General features: G+C 41.2%; 12 protein-coding genes, 2 tRNA genes and 4 rRNA genes. All 18 read left to right on the top strand.

What is annotated here, in order from left to right; genetic code table 11:
- The first annotated feature begins 12 nt into the window (after positions 1 to 12).
- Positions 13 to 1,302 (top strand): NCS2 family permease, encoded by a 1,290-nt coding sequence (locus UCH001_RS09455; protein ID WP_067177251.1) that lies wholly within the window; start codon positions 13 to 15, stop codon positions 1,300 to 1,302.
- 1 nt (position 1,303) lies between these two features.
- Positions 1,304 to 1,753, top strand: a complete 450-nt coding sequence (locus UCH001_RS09450; protein WP_067177247.1) for a phosphoribosyltransferase — start codon at positions 1,304 to 1,306, stop codon at positions 1,751 to 1,753.
- Positions 1,737 to 2,927: an MFS transporter gene (locus UCH001_RS09445; protein WP_231963925.1), complete on the top strand. Its 1,191-nt coding sequence runs from the start codon at positions 1,737 to 1,739 to the stop codon at positions 2,925 to 2,927. The genes UCH001_RS09450 and UCH001_RS09445 overlap by 17 nt, the downstream gene beginning before the upstream one ends.
- A 324-nt stretch (positions 2,928 to 3,251) precedes the next feature.
- Positions 3,252 to 4,307, top strand: coding sequence for an AbrB family transcriptional regulator (locus UCH001_RS09440; RefSeq protein ID WP_067177245.1), 1,056 nt, complete (start codon positions 3,252 to 3,254; stop codon positions 4,305 to 4,307).
- Entirely contained in the window at positions 4,304 to 5,323 is a 1,020-nt protein-coding gene (gene citC, locus UCH001_RS09435; RefSeq protein WP_067177243.1) for a [citrate (pro-3S)-lyase] ligase, read from the top strand. The genes UCH001_RS09440 and citC overlap by 4 nt, the downstream gene beginning before the upstream one ends.
- Complete coding sequence (citD, locus tag UCH001_RS09430) at positions 5,320 to 5,619, top strand: citrate lyase acyl carrier protein (RefSeq protein ID WP_067177241.1); 300 nt, start codon at positions 5,320 to 5,322, stop codon at positions 5,617 to 5,619. Before citC ends, citD begins: the two co-directional genes overlap by 4 nt.
- Complete coding sequence (locus UCH001_RS09425; RefSeq protein ID WP_067177239.1) at positions 5,616 to 6,503, top strand: aldolase/citrate lyase family protein; 888 nt, start codon at positions 5,616 to 5,618, stop codon at positions 6,501 to 6,503. Before citD ends, UCH001_RS09425 begins: the two co-directional genes overlap by 4 nt.
- Positions 6,500 to 7,999, top strand: a complete 1,500-nt coding sequence (gene citF / locus UCH001_RS09420) for a citrate lyase subunit alpha (RefSeq protein ID WP_067177233.1) — start codon at positions 6,500 to 6,502, stop codon at positions 7,997 to 7,999. Before UCH001_RS09425 ends, citF begins: the two co-directional genes overlap by 4 nt.
- Positions 8,000 to 9,346 (top strand): triphosphoribosyl-dephospho-CoA synthase CitG, encoded by a 1,347-nt coding sequence (citG, locus tag UCH001_RS09415; protein WP_067177231.1) that lies wholly within the window; start codon positions 8,000 to 8,002, stop codon positions 9,344 to 9,346. It abuts the gene before it with no gap.
- Between the two features lie 53 nt (positions 9,347 to 9,399).
- A complete protein-coding gene (locus UCH001_RS09410; protein WP_067177229.1) occupies positions 9,400 to 9,969 on the top strand; it encodes an aminodeoxychorismate/anthranilate synthase component II in 570 nt (189 codons plus the stop codon).
- Entirely contained in the window at positions 9,966 to 11,156 is a 1,191-nt protein-coding gene (locus tag UCH001_RS09405; RefSeq protein WP_067177228.1) for a glycosyltransferase family 39 protein, read from the top strand. The genes UCH001_RS09410 and UCH001_RS09405 overlap by 4 nt, the downstream gene beginning before the upstream one ends.
- A 12-nt stretch (positions 11,157 to 11,168) precedes the next feature.
- Complete coding sequence (locus UCH001_RS09400; protein ID WP_067177227.1) at positions 11,169 to 11,792, top strand: Tfp pilus assembly protein FimT/FimU; 624 nt, start codon at positions 11,169 to 11,171, stop codon at positions 11,790 to 11,792.
- 255 nt (positions 11,793 to 12,047) lie between these two features.
- Positions 12,048 to 13,556 (top strand): 16S ribosomal RNA (locus UCH001_RS09395).
- A 95-nt stretch (positions 13,557 to 13,651) separates the two neighbouring features.
- A tRNA-Ile gene (locus UCH001_RS09390) sits at positions 13,652 to 13,728 on the top strand.
- A 1-nt stretch (position 13,729) separates the two neighbouring features.
- A tRNA-Ala gene (locus UCH001_RS09385) sits at positions 13,730 to 13,805 on the top strand.
- Positions 13,806 to 14,003: 198 nt separating this feature from the next.
- Positions 14,004 to 16,914 (top strand): 23S ribosomal RNA (locus tag UCH001_RS09380).
- 134 nt (positions 16,915 to 17,048) lie between these two features.
- Positions 17,049 to 17,164: ribosomal RNA gene (gene rrf / locus UCH001_RS09375) — 5S ribosomal RNA — on the top strand.
- Positions 17,165 to 17,900: 736 nt separating this feature from the next.
- Positions 17,901 to 19,409 (top strand): 16S ribosomal RNA (locus UCH001_RS09370).
- Together the 16S, 23S and 5S rRNA genes with 2 tRNA genes alongside form the textbook arrangement of a ribosomal RNA operon.
- The last annotated feature ends 73 nt before the right edge of the window (positions 19,410 to 19,482 follow it).

Genomic DNA, 19,482 nt, shown 5'->3' with positions numbered 1-19,482 from the left:
AAAGGATAACCCTTGGATTTTTTCAAACTTGAAAAAAATGGGACAACTGTCAAGACCGAGCTAACAGCTGGGTTTACGACATTTTTGACCATGATGTACATTGTACCCGTCAATGCTATCATCATGAGCAAAACAGGCATGCCGATGGAGGCGCTAATCACAGCAACTGCTTTGATTACTATTTTTTCGACGATTCTCAATGGTCTTTGGGCAAATACCCCAATTGCAATGAGTGTTGGTATGGGACTTAATGCTTACTTTACGTTTGGTTTAGTTCTAGGTATGAAAGTGCCTTGGCAAACAGCACTTGGCGTTGTTTTTCTCTCAGGACTCTTATTCTTAATCCTCTCTTTGACACCACTGCGTGTTTGGATTATGAAAAGTGTTCCTCATGATTTAAGACGTGCTATTAGTGCGGGTATTGGTTCATTTATCGCGTTCATTGGACTCAAAAGTATGGGTATGGTTATTGCAAATCCTGCTGTTTTAGTGGGTGTAGGTAACTTTAAAAACCCAAATGTTCTACTTGGCGTTTTAGGACTTGTTTTGGTATTTGCTTTCTATTCATGGCGACTTAAAGGTGCATTTATCCTTGCGGTCGTTACAACCGCTATTGTTGCATGGATTTCAGGTATTGCAGCGTATCCAACAGAATTCTTCTCTATGCCCGCTTCTGTAAGCCCAATTGCTTTTGAACTTGATATTAAAAGCGCATTGACACTTTCTCTTTTCCCTGTCATCATTACTTTTTTAATTACCGATTTATTTGACTCACTTGGAACACTTGCAGGTGTTGGTTTCCGTGCAGGTTTATTTAAAGATGATGGAAAAGAACTTCAAAAAACATTGGAAATTGACGCACTTGCTAGTACTGTTTGTTCGGTCGTAGGTGTTTCTACAACCACAGCATTTATCGAAAGTGCAAGCGGTGTTGAAGAAGGGGGTCGTACTGGTTTAACCGCTGTTGTGACAGGACTTTGCTTTATCCTTACTCTTTTCATGATGCCTTTGTTTAAAGCCATTCCTGAAAATGCCATCTATCCTGTTTTGGTTATGGTAGGCGTTTTGATGTTTGGTGAACTTTCTCATATTAACTTTAAAGACACAGCGATTGCAGTTTCAACCTTTTTGATTGTTATTATGATGCCTTTGACATTCTCTATTACCAATGGTTTGGCATTTGGATTGATCTCTTATGTATTGATCAAACTTATCAAGAAAGAGTTCAAAGATATTAATTTTGGTATTTTGTTTCTGACACTGGTCAGTTTAATCGTATTTATCGTACAGGAAGGACATTAATTTGCGTTATTATAGTTATGAAGAATTTAAAGAAGATGTGAACACACTTGCTAAAGAGATCAAGCCTTATAATCCAGATGTTATTTTAGCAGTTGCTCGTGGTGGTATGACATTAGGTCATTTTTTATCAGAAGCGTTGGAGATGAGAGCACTTTACTCTATCAATTCAATTCATTATGAGGAGACTCGTAAGCTTGATACCATCAACATTTTTAATATCCCAGATCTTAGCAAAGCAAAACGCGTTGTCATTGTTGATGACATTATCGATAGTGGTGAAACAATGATCGAGATTCAACGCGTTTTAACTGCAAAATATCCTGAAGCAGATTTTAAAATCGCTTCTGTTTTTTATAAAGAAAAAGCATTGCTTCGCCCTGATTTTGCGGCACGTGAAGCAACAGAATGGATAGAGTTTTTCTGGGATTTTCAGATTGATTCAGACAAATAGGCTAGGGGGCGAAAGCTCCCTTGCACGTTTTCTCTCCAATAACCAACTCCTCATCATTTATACCTGCACGATTTTAACACTGTGTACGCTTTATGCGGTACAACCCATTCAACCCCTTTTTGAAAAAGAGTTTAGTTTAAGTCGCTTTGAAGCGGTTATTTTTACAACGGTCATTATGTTACCTCTTGGATTTGCACCGATTTTTTATGGTTACATTTTAGAGACGTTTTCTTCTAAGCTCTTTTTGAGAAATGCTGTTTTAATTTTAGGTATTTTAGAACTTTGTTTTGCATGGAGCGATACCTATCCTGTACTTTTGGCAATCCGCGCATTACAAGGTCTGTTAATCCCTGCAGTGCTTACTTCCTTAATGAGCTATATCAGCTTCATTACACCTAAAGATAGAGTACAACAGGCGATTGGGTATTATATCGGGGCTACTATTTTGGGTGGATTTGTTGGACGATTGCTCTCAGGAGTGCTGAGTGATTATTTTGGATGGAGACTCTTTTTTGTACTTTTAGGCATTGCACTCATCGCGATGTTTGGATGCCTTAACTTTTTAAGTGAAGAAGTGAAGGTTGATTTTGTCAAACCTAAATTTTCTCAAATTATGGATGTTTTGAAAAATAAGACATTTTTCAATATCTACATGATGATGTTTTTTATCTTTTTTGTATTTCAGGCACTGCTAAATTTCATTCCTTTTCAACTCAAAACCTTTAGCTCAACGATGGGATACGGCAAAGTAGGTATGATGTATGCGGGTTATATCATTGGTTTTATTATTTCTATTCGTATTTTATGGATGATTCGTCTTTTTAAAAGCGAAAGTAAAACTATCATTGTTGGTATCATAACCTATGTCATAGGGCTGCAGATTTTTCATATAAATAACTATATGGTAATGTTTGGCGGAATGTTTGTCTTCTGTGCAGGCTTCTTTATCATTCATTCGGTTGCTTCAGGACTCATTAGCAAATTAGCGCATGAAAAGCGAGCTATCTCAAATGGGCTTTATCTCTCGTTTTATTATGCAGGTGGAACCGTTGGTACATTCGCTCCGGGTGTTTTTTATCATTACTTAGGATGGCATATCTTTTTAGGGCTTCTTGCATTTATTGTTCTTGGTACACTTCTTTTTGCTCTAAGACTGCAACACTCTTTACATTAAGTACGCTAATTCTAAAGATGTGTTAGTGGCTCATCCTTATAACAGAAGTACCTAGAGATATTTATTTCTATAATATGCGGATCAAGACCAGTGTTTTATTCTTTTGTATGATTTCGTTTTATCTATAATAGATGAAGATATTTACTGAATTTTTATTAAAACTTACCTCATGTAAAATGCAAAAAAGCTCTGTTTAATTTTAGTGGCTTTTATGCACAAAATGCCCATAAATAGCCGTATTTGAGCTTCTTTTTTCTTAGTTATTCTTAATGAAAGAAAAGGTATCATTGCCATGACTTACACAGATCATTTAATGGATGTTCAATGCAATGGCTTGAAGGCTTTTTACCTGTAGTAGCATCGCTGTTTATAGGAGTTTTAGGAGCCATCGTTTTTTCGTTTATTCATGTGCCTTTGCCATGGCTTTTGGGTGCTATTGTCGCCATAGCAATAGCCAGTCGTTTTCCCAAAATTTCCCTTCGCTCTCCTAAAATGTTCTCCGCTCCAGCACGCGCCGTGCTTGGTATTACCATCGGTAGTGCTTTTAATCCTACCATCTTGCATTACTTAGAAGATTTCATTTCCAGTATAGTCTTGATTTTACCTTTTGTGCTTCTAACTACTTTTTGCGGCATGCTTTATTATTGGAAGTGGCTGAAGTTTGATAAGATGACAGCCTATTTTAGCTCAATGCCTGGTGGACTTCTTGAGATGGTCACTTTGGCTGAAGCGATGGGTGCAAACGTCTATAAAGTGACAATGACGCAGTCGGTTCGTCTTTTATGTATTGTCTTTACACTTCCCTTTATCATTCAAGCGATTTCTCATGTCTCATTAGATGGCAGAGTCAGCATTACCCAGCCTTTACTACACAGTGACCCTCATGATATGGTTATTTTAATTGTCTGTGCGCTTTTGGGCTGGTGGGGTGCATTAAAGCTTAAACTTCCAGGTGGAACTATGCTAGGACCGATGATCTTGGGTGCCTTTGTGTATGGTTCTGGTATGGTGCATTCTAGACCACCCAGTGAGATTATCAAACTGATTCAGCTTATTCTTGGGACTACAGTAGGGTTTGTTTTTGTTGGCGTAAAAGCAAAAGAGATTGTCAAAATTTTAGGGCAAACGTTGGGTTATTTTGTCATTTTAGCAATGATCTCTGCTTTGTTTGTATTTGTTGTCACAGAGATGACAGAATTTCCTTTAGTCTCAATTCTTTTGGCGTTTTCTCCAGGAGGTCAGTCAGAAATGAATCTTATCGCCATCATTGTTGCCGCAAATTTGCCGTATGTAGCATTGCATCATATCGTAAGAATGTTTTTGGTGATGAGTGTAGCGCCTGTTTTTGTCAAATACCTTCGCCCCAAAGGGGATAGATGAGTTTTACTTTCTCAGAAGTACCATCTACCAGCGTTATTCGAATGCAAAAAGTGAAGGATTTTTTACAGAGTGTTGATCTTGAAATGTCGGAAGATGTCGAAATTTTTGTGATCGCAAAAGAGGATGATCACATTGTTGCTTGTGGAGGACTCAGTGGTAAAGTATTAAAAAATATTGCGCTTGATGAATCTATAAGAGGCGAAGGGTTAGCACTGAGTTTAATGAGCGAACTCCTTAAGGTAGCATTTCGTGAAGGCAGACATGATCTTTTTTTATTTACAAAACCTGAATATGAGGAGGTGTTTGAATCGTGTGGCTTTAAGTATATAGAACAAGCAAACCATCAAGTCATTTTGATGGAAAACAGCTACAATTTAGATCTTTACAAGAAACGATTGCGAAAGTACAAGCATACAGGTCACGTTGTGGGCAGTATTGTCATGAACTGCAATCCTTTTACGCTAGGACATCGTTATCTTGTAGAACAAGCGTGTGAAAGATCACACTGGGTTCATTTGTTTGTGGTGAAGGAAGATGCTTCCTTTTTTACGTTTCAAGATCGATACAAGCTCATTTGCGAAGGCTTGGAAGATTTGCAAAACCTCACGATACATGAGGGTTCAGACTATATCATTTCTAAAGCGACGTTTCCGACTTATTTTATTAAGGACAAACGTCAGATCGATTCACTCTATACCGAGCTTGATCTGAATATCTTTAGAAATCATTTAGCCCCACAACTCGGCATTACACACCGTTATGTTGGAGAAGAGCCTTTATGTGCCGTGACAAATGAGTATAATGAGCAAATGAAAAAATTACTTGCAGCACCTGGTGAATTCCCACCTATTGAAGTGGTTGTGCTAGGGCGCATTGAATATGGTGGTGAGCCAATTTCGGCTTCGAGAGTCAGAAAATTAATGCACGAAAATCGTTTGGAAGAGATCATACCGCTTGTCCCTCCAACGACGTATGCATTGATTGAAAAAATGATGTCTAAAGAGGAAGAAAAATGAGCAAAAAGCTAGAAACAGCCCATGCTGGGACATTAGAATCAAGCGATGCGTTTGTACGGGTGATTCCTATTGATGCAAAAGGCATTGAAATTGAGTTAGAGAGTAGTGTCGAAGAGATCTATGGGGATGCCATACGCGATCTCATCTTAGAAACGGCAAAAGCAATGAAAGTCGATGGTGTTAAACTGATCGTTCAAGATAAAGGAGCGCTGGATTATGTCATCAAAGCGCGTGTTCAAACTGCTATTTTAAGGGCTGCGTCTCAGACTCAACCGGATTGGAGCGAACTCTCATGAAACAAAAATTACGAAGAAGCATGCTTTTTGTGCCAGGATCTAATACAGGTATGGTCTGTAACGCGTTTATCTATAAGCCAGATACCGTCATGTTCGATTTAGAAGACTCAGTAGCTCTTAGTGAAAAAGACTCTGCTCGCATGATGGTTTTTCATGCATTACAACATTTTACCTACAAAGACATCGAAACGGCGGTGCGTGTTAATCCTCTTAACTCTCCGTTTGGTCTTTTAGACTTAGAAGCAGTCATTCGTGCTGGAGTAGATATCATCCGTCTTCCAAAAACAGATACCGTTGATGATGTACTTGAAATGGAGCAAGAGATAGCTCATATTGAAAATCGAATAGGACGTGAGAAAAAAACCTTACTTCTAGCGGCGATTGAAAGTGCACTTGGTGTCGTCAATGCTGTGGATATCGCACGATGTTCTAAACGCATGATGGGAATTGCGCTTGGTGCAGAGGATTTTGTACGTGACCTTCATACCCAACGTACCAAAGAGGGACTTGAACTTATGGCAGCACGTAATCAAATCTTGCTTGCTGCACGTGCTGCAAAAATCGGTGCGTTTGACTCTGTTTTCTCGGATGTAAAAGACAAAGAAGGTTTTATGCATGAGGTAGAGTACATTAAAGGGCTTGGCTTTGATGGGAAATCACTCATTAACCCGACACAAATTCCATGGCTGCATAAAGCGTTTGAACCACGCCAAAAAGACATCAACTGGGCAATAGAAGTACTTGAAGCAGCAAAAGATGCTAAAGAGAGAGGTTTAGGTGTTATTTCACTCGATGGTAAAATGGTTGATGCGCCTATTATTTTAAGAGCAGAATGGATTATGAATTTAGCCCGTGCTTCAGGTGTTTTAGGAGAAGAGCAATGAAAGATATAGAAAAACATTTTACGACAGAAGCCTTAACGCCTATAAATGCCCCTTTCTACACTGGAAAAGAGAACGTTAAGGGTGAAGACAGACGTGCTAAAATCTGTGGGAGCATCGAAGAAGCTATTAAACGCTCAGGACTCAAAGATGGCATGACGATTTCGTTCCATCACGCATTTCGCGGTGGGGATTTGTTGATTAATAATGTGATGAATGTCATTGCTAAAATGGGTTTTAAAAATCTCACATTAGCGTCAAGTTCGCTTGCTTCCGTGCATGACCCAATCATTGAACACATTAAAAGCGGTGTCGTAACGCAGATATACACATCAGGTCTTAGAAGCAAGCTTGGAGAGGCAATCTCTAAAGGGTTAATGGAAAAACCTGTGCAGATTCATTCACACGGTGGTCGTGTTCATCTGGTGCAATCTGGTGAGCTTAAAATCGATGTCGCTTTTTTGGGTGTGCCAGTGTGTGATGCTTTTGGAAATGCCAATGGCTATTCAGGTCGCTCCAAATGTGGTTCTTTAGGTTACGCGATGATTGATGCACAGTATGCGGACTATGTGATTGTCCTTACGGAGTCTTTGGAAGAGTATCCAAATGTACCTGCAAGCTTACATCAAGACCAAGTGGATGCTGTGGTAGTTGTCGATGAGGTAGGCGATCCTTCTAAAATTGGTGCAGGTGAAACCCGTATGACGACCAATCCCAAAGAGCTACTGCTTGCGAGTCATACTGCAAAGGTGATTGAGTACTCAGGCCTATTTAAAGATGGCTTTAGTATTCAGACAGGTACAGGTGGTGCATCTTTGGCAACAACCGTCTTTTTGAGTGAAAAAATGGAAGAAAAAGGCATTACGGCTAGCTTTGGGTTAGGTGGTATAACCGGGACTATGGTTTATATGCTAAAGCGTGGACTCATTAAAACGCTTTTAGACGTACAAAGCTTTGATGAATTTGCTGCAAAATCATTAGGTGAAAATAAAAACCATATCGAAATCAGCGCGAATGAATATGCCAATCCAAGTTCTAAAGGTGCTTCCATCAAACAGCTGGATATTGTTGTATTAAGTGCGCTTGAAGTTGATCTTGATTTTAATGTTAATGTCATTACAGGCTCTAAAGGCTTTTTACGAGGGGCATCAGGAGGTCATAGTGACACAGCGGCTGAGGCAAAGCTTTCTATCATTGTCGCACCACTCACACGCGGACGTCTTCCAACTGTGACAAAACGAGTCAATACGATTGTAACCCCTGGTTCAACCGTTGACATTGTTGTCACCGATCAAGGTATAGCGGTGAATCCTAAAAACAAAGAGCTTAAAGAACGACTTAAAAAAGCAGGGCTTCAAATCGTAGAAATGCAAGAGCTTTATGAAAGAGCGATTGCGTTGTGTGGTGAACCTGCTGAAATCAAGTATAAAGATAAAGTGGTTGCGGTTATCCGCTACCGTGACGGTTCGATCATTGATGTCGTGCGCCAACTTGCATAAATGATAGACAAACCAACAACATTAGATGCTATTTTAAAAGCGAAGGAGGAGCGTTCACTTAAGCAAAAAGAGCTTTTGGCACGCTTTCCTCTAGTGTCACTTATCTCATTATCCATTAATATCCCAAGTCTTATTAAGCTTTCGCATGAAGCTGTTGTTATCCATGAAATAGCCTATCAGAGTATTCTCTCTCTGCTCAGGGAAGAAGGCATTGAGCTACTTTTGTGTGAAAGTAAAATAGCCCCAACAGGAGCGGAGTCGCTCTTTGTGTGCAGCGCAGATGCAAAAATGCTCAAAGTGTTAACGTGTTCGCTAGAGCAAGCACATCCTCTTGGACGTTTGATGGATATAGATGTACTGGATGTTTCTGGCTCTATTCTTTCTAGAAATCAACTTGGACTTTCTAAACGTCAATGTTTTGTGTGTAATGACACTGCACACCTTTGTGCAAGGGCACAAAAACACAGCTACACAGAGTTAAATCTTCATATTAAGAGATTGGTAGAAAAACATGCTTTTGCCAACTCTATCGCTTTATGGTGTGAACGAGCGATGCAAAAAGAAGTGGAACTCACCCCTAAACCAGGCTTGGTCGATAGAGCCAATAGTGGCGCACACCAAGATATGGACATTTATACCTTTTATGCAAGCATTAAGGTGATAAAATCTTTTATACCTCGTTTAATAGAGACGGCACACGCGTATGCTCATGAAGAGGCAAAAATATGTTTTAAAAGACTAAGAGAGATTGGTATAGATTGTGAGCAAGCGATGTTTGAAGCGACAAAAGGGGTCAATACCCATAAAGGAATGATCTTCTGTTTGGCTATTTTATGTGGTGCTATTGGACGCATTTATGGAAACCATGAAAATCTCACATATCAAAATGTACACGTTCATATGAAAGCTCTTTGTCATAATCTTGTCGAAGACGATCTTGTTCATGCAAAGCCGAATAGTGCAGGGGCTCGTTTCTTTTATGAGAGTGGAAGTACTGGTATTAGGGGTATTGCTCAAAGTGGTTTTGCGATTATTTTTGAGAAGAGTTTGCCTTATTATAGGTCATGTGCGCAAGAAGAGGGTGAAGAGATTGCGCTTAAAAAGACACTCCTTTTACTCATCAGTGAGTTGGATGATAGTACATTGTGGTCTCGTGGTGGAATGGAAGGACTTTCTTATGCTAAGGCACAAGCACGTGAACGTTTGCATCGCATCAATGAAATGGAAATGCTCGATGCATGTTTGAATGATTTTGATAGAGCAATGATAGAGAAAAATCTCTCTCCAGGAGGCAGTGCCGATCTTTTAGCCATGACGTGGCTACTTGCCCAAATAGTCAATTCTTAAGCAAAAGAGTGTTATCATTATTAAACCTAGCTTATTTAAATGGATAAACACTTATGGTCTTAATGATAGACAATTACGACAGTTTTACATACAACATTGTTCAGTATTGCTTAGAACTTGGAGCTGATCTGAAAGTTATTCGAAATGACGAACTCAGCATCGAGGAGATTGAAGCGTTCCATCCTGAAAAAATTATCATTTCTCCTGGCCCTGCAACCCCTAATGAAGCGGGCGTGAGCTTGGATGTCATTAAGCATTTTGGCGGCAAAATTCCTATTTTAGGAATTTGTCTAGGACATCAAGCAATTGGTCAAGCTTTTGGTGGTAAAGTCGTACGTGCAAAACGTATGATGCACGGTAAAACATCTACTACCAAGCAACTTCATAACAGTTGTTTATTTGAGGGATTACCAGAGATATTCACGACAACACGATATCACTCTTTAACCGTTGAACAAGAGAGTTTACCTGATGTCGTTATCCCAACGGCATATAGTACGGATGATCATGAGATTATGGCATTACAGATTAAAGACAAACAAATTTACGGTGTTCAGTTTCACCCAGAGTCCATTTTAAGTGAACATGGCCACGCTATCTTAAATAATTTTTTAAAACTATGAGAGAAAGACTTTTTTTACTTCTTATCCTCGTTTTAAGCGGTATCTTACTCTCGTTTGCTACGCAGAGTATTTCAATCAGCTATGATGAGGCAAATATTTTCTTCAATGGAAATGGCTTTATTCATTATTTGGCTGTTTACTCAACACAGTTTTTAGGACAAAATGATTTTGCTCTTCGTTTGCCATTTATTCTGTTTCATTTAGCGTCTATTGTTTTACTTTATAAAATTGGCAAGCTTTTTCTCAAAAAACGTGTTGATCGTATTATATCCATTGCTATCTACGCTCTTTTGCCAGGAGTGAATGGCGTCGCATTATTAGTCAATAATGGCATTATTGTTATCTTTTTTAGTTTATTATTTACCTATCTTTATCTTAAAGAGTATAAAGTTGCTTCGCACTTAGTTCTTATTGTGTGCCTTTTCATCGATAATTCTTTTGCGATTTTTTATATTGCACTGTTTGCCTATGCAATTATGAAGCGCAAAACAGATCTATTAATTTTAACGTTGATCTTGTTTAGTGCTTCGATGTATTTGTATGGTTTTGACACAGGTGGAAAACCTAAGGGGTATTTTGTTGATACTTTAGGTGTTTATGCTATTGTCTTTTCTCCACTTTTATTTTTGTATTTTGTCTATGCGATGTATCGTATTCTTATTAAAGAAGAAAAGAATCTTTTATGGTACATTTCATTTTTTTCGTTAGTTGTCTCACTTTTGCTCTCTTTACGACAACGACTTTTACTTGAAGATTTTGCTCCTTTTGTGGTTCTTTCTGTTCCTTTAATGGTTAAAGTTTTTTTCAATAGTTATCGTGTTAGATTACCTGCTTTTCGTAAGCTACATACATTCTTTTTTATAACAGTACTTGTTTTCCTTGTCGCAAATACTATGTTAAGCTTTTTTCATAAGCCGCTTTACGCTTTTATGAATGAGCCATCAAAACATTTTGCGATCAATTATGACATTGCTAAAGAGTTAGCTGATGCTCTTAAATCTAAAGGCATTACAAAAGTAATGATGAAAGATGATAAAATGGCACTCAGACTTAAATTTTATCAGATAGAACGAGGTGGCAATTATAAACTTTCACTTCAAAAAGAGATTGAAGAAGGTTATGAACAGATTAATATCACATATTATGGTAAGGTAGTGAAGACCTTTTATCTTTATAGTTTCAAATAAAAAGAGGATAAAATGAAAAAAGCGTTTACGATGCTTGAACTGGTGTTTGTCATTGTGATCGTAGGTATTTTATCTTATTTTGTATCTTCTAGTTTTCAACGTAATCCCTTACGTGAAGCCGCCGATCAAGTCGTCAGTCACATTCGCTATACTCAACATCTTGCTATGATAGATGATAAGTTTGATCCTAATGATGCAACATGGTTTAGGGAAAATTGGCAATTTGAATTTAGAAGACTTTCTAACCCACTGCAAATATATTATGTGATTTATTCAGATACAGATCAAAATGGTAATGCTGATACTGTAACTCATAGAGAAGTGGCTATAGATCCATTAACAAAAAATTACTTAGATGGTACCAATACTAAATTAGATATTACAAAATCTTTTGGAATTACAAATGTACAATTTACGGCAAATTGTCATGTTGGTGCAGGCATTGGAGAATTATCTTTTGACGTAATAGGAAGACCCTACTATTACACTACAAGCACTCAGCCTCCTCAAATAAATATGTATCAGTATTTATTAATGCAAGATTGCAATATAACACTTGTTAATCCTGATGGTAATATTACAATTACTATCACTCCTGAAACTGGTTACACTTATATTTCCGCTCAAAATTACTAAATAAATTTTCTTCATTCATTTAACCTAGATTTAAGGAGGTTAAATATATAATTTCGTCCTCGTTTGAGAGAACGGGGTTTAAGAGAACGGCCCAAAGTTGGGGATTTGCGTTCAAGTTCATTAACAATTTAACAATGTCAAATTCAATCTTTGAAATCTAAATAAGCGACCTTAGCCAGGACGCAAATAAAGTAAGAGATTATCAACTCTTCGCAAACAAAGAGATAAGTCAAATGAAGAACACTTCATAAAAATTTTATGGAGAGTTTGATCCTGGCTCAGAGTGAACGCTGGCGGCGTGCTTAACACATGCAAGTCGAACGGATGAAATAAGCTTGCTTATTTCGTTAGTGGCGCACGGGTGAGTAATGTATAGCTAACCTGCCCTTTAGTGGGGGACAACAGTTGGAAACGACTGCTAATACCCCATATTCCTTCTTATCACAAGGTAAGTTGGGAAAGATTTATTGCTAAAGGATGGGGCTTTATGGTATCAGCTAGTTGGTGGGGTAACGGCCTACCAAGGCTATGACGCCTACCTGGTCTGAGAGGATGATCAGGCACACTGGAACTGAGACACGGTCCAGACTCCTACGGGAGGCAGCAGTGGGGAATATTGCACAATGGAGGAAACTCTGATGCAGCAACGCCGCGTGGAGGATGACGCATTTCGGTGTGTAAACTCCTTTTATAAGGGAAGATAATGACGGTACCTTATGAATAAGCACCGGCTAACTCCGTGCCAGCAGCCGCGGTAATACGGAGGGTGCAAGCGTTACTCGGAATCACTGGGCGTAAAGGATGCGTAGGCTGGAAATCAAGTCGAGAGTGAAATCCAACGGCTCAACCGTTGAACTGCTCTCGAAACTGGTTACCTAGAATATGGGAGAGGTAGATGGAATTGGTGGTGTAGGGGTAAAATCCGTAGATATCACCAGGAATACCGATTGCGAAGGCGATCTACTGGAACATTATTGACGCTGAGGCATGAAAGCGTGGGGAGCAAACAGGATTAGATACCCTGGTAGTCCACGCCCTAAACGATGCACACTAGTTGTTGCGATGCTAGTCATTGCAGTAATGCACTTAACAGATTAAGTGTGCCGCCTGGGGAGTACGGTCGCAAGATTAAAACTCAAAGGAATAGACGGGGACCCGCACAAGCGGTGGAGCATGTGGTTTAATTCGAAGATACACGAAGAACCTTACCTGGGCTTGATATCCTAAGAATCCTGTAGAGATATGGGAGTGCTAGTTTACTAGAACTTAGAGACAGGTGCTGCACGGCTGTCGTCAGCTCGTGTCGTGAGATGTTGGGTTAAGTCCCGCAACGAGCGCAACCCTCGTGATTAGTTGCTAACAGTTCGGCTGAGCACTCTAATCAGACTGCCTTCGCAAGGAGGAGGAAGGTGAGGACGACGTCAAGTCATCATGGCCCTTATGCCCAGGGCTACACACGTGCTACAATGGCTAGGACAAAGAGAAGCGATACTGCGAAGTGGAGCAAATCTTAAAACCTAGTCTCAGTTCGGATTGGAGTCTGCAACTCGACTCCATGAAGCTGGAATCGCTAGTAATCGTAGATCAGATATGCTACGGTGAATACGTTCCCGGGTCTTGTACTCACCGCCCGTCACACCATGGGAGTTGAATTCACCCGAAGCCGGAATACTAAACTAGTTACCGACCACGGTGGGTTCAGCGACTGGGGTGAAGTCGTAACAAGGTAACCGTAGGAGAACCTGCGGTTGGATCACCTCCTTTCTAGAGTATATGAGACACTATCTCACAATGGTGTCTCTGGCGAGCCTAAGCTAGGGAAGCTTATTTAGTTTTGAGAGATTGAATGAAAGATAGAGGGGCTTATAGCTCAGGTGGTTAGAGCGTACCCCTGATAAGGGTAAGGTCAGAGGTTCGAGTCCTCTTAAGCCCACCATGGGGAATTAGCTCAGCTGGGAGAGCGCCTGCTTTGCACGCAGGAGGTCAGCGGTTCGATCCCGCTATTCTCCACCATTTTTTATGGACATTGTCAAACAAGAGAGAAGAAGTTTAATATCAGTTCTTTATTTTAAGAGTTGATATTAGACTTTTTTAGTCTAAAGTTATTTAATTTATTATTGTCAAAGTCAACAAAACGCAAAAAAAACAATTTACAACTTGTTAGATGTTTTACATTTAATAAGGGAGTGAAATGTGCATTAGAATACAAATAGGTAAGCTATTAAGAGCGAATGGTGGATGCCTAGGCTGTAAGAGGCGATGAAGGACGTACTAGACTGCGAAAAGTCACGGGGAGCTGTCAAGAAGCTTTGATCCGTGAATATCCGAATGGGGCAACCCAGCTGATAGTAATATCAGTTACCCTGCGGGGGGCGAACCTGGCGAAGTGAAACATCTCAGTAGCCAGAGGAGAAGAAATCAAATAGAGATTCCGATAGTAGCGGCGAGCGAACTTGGAAGAGGGCAAACCAGATGCTTGCATCTGGGGTTGTAGGACTGCGTTGTAGAATGATGATAGGTAGTAGAGTAACCTGGAAAGGTTAACCATAGCGGGTGATAGTCCCATATACGAAATCTAGATTCATCTTAGCAGTATCCTGAGTAGGGCGGAACACGTGGTATTCTGTCTGAAGCCGGGAGGACCACCTCCCAACCCTAAATACTACTTACAGACCGATAGTGAACCAGTACCGTGAGGGAAAGGTGAAAAGAACCCCAGTGAGGGGAGTGAAATAGAACCTGAAACCATTTGCTTACAATCATTCAGAGCCCTATGATTTATCAGGGTGATGGACTGCCTTTTGCATAATGAGCCTGCGAGTTGTGGTATCTGGCGAGGTTAAGAAAACTCGGAGCCGTAGCGAAAGCGAGTCTTAATAGGGCGAATTAGTCAGATGCTGCAGACCCGAAGCGAAGTGATCTATCCATGAGCAGGTTGAAGCTGGTGTAAGAGCTAGTGGAGGACCGAACTCGCTGACGTTGAAAAGTCTTGGGATGACTTGTGGATAGGGGTGAAAGGCCAATCAAACTTCGTGATAGCTGGTTCTCTCCGAAATATATTTAGGTATAGCGTCATGTTGTAGTATACGGGGGTAGAGCACTGATTGGGCTAGGGCCTATACCAAGGTACCAAACCCTGTCAAACTCCGAATACCGTATATGTAATCATGGCAGTCAGGCGGCGGGTGATAAAATGCGTCGTCAAGAGGGGAACAACCCAGACTACCAGCTAAGGTCCCAAAGTGATAACTCAGTGGAAAACGATGTGGAGTTGCTTAAACAACCAGGAGGTTGGCTTAGAAGCAGCCATCCTTTAAAGAAAGCGTAACAGCTCACTGGTCTAGCGATTCTGCGCGGAAAATATAACGGGGCTAAAGTTATCCACCGAAGCTGTAGATTCTACATAGTAGAGTGGTAGGAGAGCGTTCTAGTCAGCATTGAAGGTGTACCGGTAAGGAGCGCTGGAGCGGCTAGAAGTGAGTATGCAGGCATGAGTAGCGATAAAAGGGGTGAGAATCCCCTTCGCCGAAAACCCAAGGTTTCCTACGCGATGTTCGTCATCGTAGGGTTAGTCGGGACCTAAGACGAGTCCGAAAGGGGTAGTCGATGGAAAGTTGGTTAATATTCCAACACCAATAATAGAGCGCGATGGAAGGACGCTTAGGGCTAAACGAGGCAACTGATGGAATAGTTGTTCGAAGGGTGTAGATTAGATTACAGGCAAATCCGTAATCTTTTATTCGAGACCTGACAGGCACTTGATACTCTTCGGAGTGGATGGTGAATCGTTGATGCCGTCGAGCCAAGAAAAGTTTCTAAGTATATCTGTTATTGCTCGTACCGTAAACCGACACAGGTGGGTGAGATGAGTATTCTAAGGCGCGTGGAAGAAATCTGGTTAAGGAACTCTGCAAAATAGCACCGTATCTTCGGTATAAGGTGTGCCTCCTTCTGTATATGGACTTGCTCCAAAAAGCGGAAAAGGTTGCAACAAAGAGTCCCTCCCGACTGTTTACCAAAAACACAGCACTCTGCTAACTCGTAAGAGGATGTATAGGGTGTGACGCCTGCCCGGTGCTGGAAGGTTAATTGATGTGGTTAGCGCAAGCGAAGCCATTGATCGAAGCCCCAGTAAACGGCGGCCGTAACTATAACGGTCCTAAGGTAGCGAAATTCCTTGTCGATTAAATATCGACCTGCATGAATGGCGTAACGAGATGGGAGCTGTCTCGACCAGGAATCCAGTGAAATTGTAGTGGAGGTGAAAATTCCTCCTACCCGCGGCAAGACGGAAAGACCCCGTGGACCTTTACTATAGCTTGACACTGCTGTTGGGATAAAGATGTGCAGGATAGGTGGGAGGCTTTGAGGGTGTGACGCCAGTTGCACCTGAGCCATTGTTGAGATACCACTCTTCTTTATTCTGATAGCTAACTGGGACATATTATCTATGTTCAGGACAATGTCTGGTGGGTAGTTTGACTGGGGCGGTCGCCTCCTAAAAAGTAACGGAGGCTTACAAAGGTTGGCTCAGAACGGTTGGAAATCGTTCGTAGAGTATAATGGTACAAGCCAGCTTGACTGTGAGACATACACGTCGAGCAGAGACGAAAGTCGGTCATAGTGATCCGGTGGTTCTGTGTGGAAGGGCCATCGCTCAAAGGATAAAAGGTACCCCGGGGATAACAGGCTGATCTCCCCCAAGAGCTCACATCGACGGGGAGGTTTGGCACCTCGATGTCGGCTCATCGCATCCTGGGGCTGGAGCAGGTCCCAAGGGTATGGCTGTTCGCCATTTAAAGCGGTACGCGAGCTGGGTTCAGAACGTCGTGAGACAGTTCGGTCCCTATCTGCCGTGGGCGTAGGAAAGTTGAGGAGAGTTAACCCTAGTACGAGAGGACCGGGTTGAACGAACCACTGGTGTACGGGTTGTTCTGCCAAGAGCATCGCCCGGTAGCTATGTTCGGATGTGATAACCGCTGAAAGCATCTAAGCGGGAAGCCAACTCCAAGATGAACTTTCCCTGAAGACCTCATGAAGACTACATGTTTGATAGGCTGGGTGTGTAATGGGTGAGAGCCCTTTAGCTGACCAGTACTAATAGGTCGTTTGGCTTATTCTATATTAACGTATGATAATGCTATTTCACTTCCTTATTAAGTGTAAAGCGCTTTGTTGACAGACAATACTAAAATCACTAAAGAATGGTGAATTAAGCCTATTTAGCTTATAATGCGAATAGATTTAATTCACGATTCTGGTGGCTATAGAGAAGAGGAAACGCCCTGTCCCATTTCGAACCAGGAAGCTAAGCTCTTCATCGCCGATAATACTCTCTCTTACTGAGATGGAAACGTAGGTCGCTGCCAGTTCCGTGATTCTTCTTTAACCTTCCCTTTTCTCAATCCCTTATTCATAATATCGCAAGCAGCAAAAAAGCTAAAAGATCGTTTCTACATATCTACAGCTCTCTATCTATATACTCAAAACTCTTATCATTATCTCATATGTATATATCGTATACGCGAATCTCATATATTTCTCTTGTTCTAGATGTTGAGATATAATTGACTGAAGAATATATTCTAAAGAAATAATAAACACTTATAAGCAACCTTATGAGAGAAACTATATATTTTAGTTTCCATTATATAGAGTTAGGATCATATTAAAATATATGATTTAGATAAAGTCTCATATATAGATATGCTGCATCTAATTTCGCAAAAAAGTATTTATAGTGCTTTTGTAATAGTATGAATGATGTATAACCATATATTTTTATCCTTTTTATGAACTGTTTTTGAGCGTTTTATTTCATAAAAGATAAAAACTTGATTGATTTGAAATTATATTTATTTTCTTCATTCATTTAACCTAGATTTAAGGAGGTTAAATATATAATTTCGTCCTCGTTTGAGAGAACGGGGTTTAAGAGAACGGCCCAAAGTTGGGGATTTGCGTTCAAGTTCATTAACAATTTAACAATGTCAAATTCAATCTTTGAAATCTAAATAAGCGACCTTAGCCAGGACGCAAATAAAGTAAGAGATTATCAACTCTTCGCAAACAAAGAGATAAGTCAAATGAAGAACACTTCATAAAAATTTTATGGAGAGTTTGATCCTGGCTCAGAGTGAACGCTGGCGGCGTGCTTAACACATGCAAGTCGAACGGATGAAATAAGCTTGCTTATTTCGTTAGTGGCGCACGGGTGAGTAATGTATAGCTAACCTGCCCTTTAGTGGGGGACAACAGTTGGAAACGACTGCTAATACCCCATATTCCTTCTTATCACAAGGTAAGTTGGGAAAGATTTATTGCTAAAGGATGGGGCTTTATGGTATCAGCTAGTTGGTGGGGTAACGGCCTACCAAGGCTATGACGCCTACCTGGTCTGAGAGGATGATCAGGCACACTGGAACTGAGACACGGTCCAGACTCCTACGGGAGGCAGCAGTGGGGAATATTGCACAATGGAGGAAACTCTGATGCAGCAACGCCGCGTGGAGGATGACGCATTTCGGTGTGTAAACTCCTTTTATAAGGGAAGATAATGACGGTACCTTATGAATAAGCACCGGCTAACTCCGTGCCAGCAGCCGCGGTAATACGGAGGGTGCAAGCGTTACTCGGAATCACTGGGCGTAAAGGATGCGTAGGCTGGAAATCAAGTCGAGAGTGAAATCCAACGGCTCAACCGTTGAACTGCTCTCGAAACTGGTTACCTAGAATATGGGAGAGGTAGATGGAATTGGTGGTGTAGGGGTAAAATCCGTAGATATCACCAGGAATACCGATTGCGAAGGCGATCTACTGGAACATTATTGACGCTGAGGCATGAAAGCGTGGGGAGCAAACAGGATTAGATACCCTGGTAGTCCACGCCCTAAACGATGCACACTAGTTGTTGCGATGCTAGTCATTGCAGTAATGCACTTAACAGATTAAGTGTGCCGCCTGGGGAGTACGGTCGCAAGATTAAAACTCAAAGGAATAGACGGGGACCCGCACAAGCGGTGGAGCATGTGGTTTAATTCGAAGATACACGAAGAACCTTACCTGGGCTTGATATCCTAAGAATCCTGTAGAGATATGGGAGTGCTAGTTTACTAGAACTTAGAGACAGGTGCTGCACGGCTGTCGTCAGCTCGTGTCGTGAGATGTTGGGTTAAGTCCCGCAACGAGCGCAACCCTCGTGATTAGTTGCTAACAGTTCGGCTGAGCACTCTAATCAGACTGCCTTCGCAAGGAGGAGGAAGGTGAGGACGACGTCAAGTCATCATGGCCCTTATGCCCAGGGCTACACACGTGCTACAATGGCTAGGACAAAGAGAAGCGATACTGCGAAGTGGAGCAAATCTTAAAACCTAGTCTCAGTTCGGATTGGAGTCTGCAACTCGACTCCATGAAGCTGGAATCGCTAGTAATCGTAGATCAGATATGCTACGGTGAATACGTTCCCGGGTCTTGTACTCACCGCCCGTCACACCATGGGAGTTGAATTCACCCGAAGCCGGAATACTAAACTAGTTACCGACCACGGTGGGTTCAGCGACTGGGGTGAAGTCGTAACAAGGTAACCGTAGGAGAACCTGCGGTTGGATCACCTCCTTTCTAGAGTATATGAGACACTATCTCACAATGGTGTCTCTGGCGAGCCTAAGCTAGGGAAGCTTATTTAGTTTTG

The organism is Sulfurospirillum sp. UCH001 (assembly GCF_001548035.1).
GTDB lineage: Bacteria > Campylobacterota > Campylobacteria > Campylobacterales > Sulfurospirillaceae > Sulfurospirillum.
The sequence above is the reverse complement of the archived record's forward strand: the minus strand, read 5'-3'. Positions and strand labels throughout refer to the sequence as shown.

Bases quoted from the DNA above. Each gene is read 5' to 3' on its own strand.
- UCH001_RS09440 (WP_067177245.1), top strand. From the start codon at position 3,252: ATGCAATGGCTTGAAGGCTTTTTACCTGTAGTAGCATCGCTGTTTATA.
- citC (WP_067177243.1), top strand. From the start codon at position 4,304: ATGAGTTTTACTTTCTCAGAAGTACCATCTACCAGCGTTATTCGAATG.
- citD (WP_067177241.1), top strand. From the start codon at position 5,320: ATGAGCAAAAAGCTAGAAACAGCCCATGCTGGGACATTAGAATCAAGC.
- UCH001_RS09425 (WP_067177239.1), top strand. From the start codon at position 5,616: ATGAAACAAAAATTACGAAGAAGCATGCTTTTTGTGCCAGGATCTAAT.
- citF (WP_067177233.1), top strand. From the start codon at position 6,500: ATGAAAGATATAGAAAAACATTTTACGACAGAAGCCTTAACGCCTATA.
- citG (WP_067177231.1), top strand. From the start codon at position 8,000: ATGATAGACAAACCAACAACATTAGATGCTATTTTAAAAGCGAAGGAG.
- UCH001_RS09410 (WP_067177229.1), top strand. From the start codon at position 9,400: ATGGTCTTAATGATAGACAATTACGACAGTTTTACATACAACATTGTT.
- UCH001_RS09405 (WP_067177228.1), top strand. From the start codon at position 9,966: ATGAGAGAAAGACTTTTTTTACTTCTTATCCTCGTTTTAAGCGGTATC.
- UCH001_RS09400 (WP_067177227.1), top strand. From the start codon at position 11,169: ATGAAAAAAGCGTTTACGATGCTTGAACTGGTGTTTGTCATTGTGATC.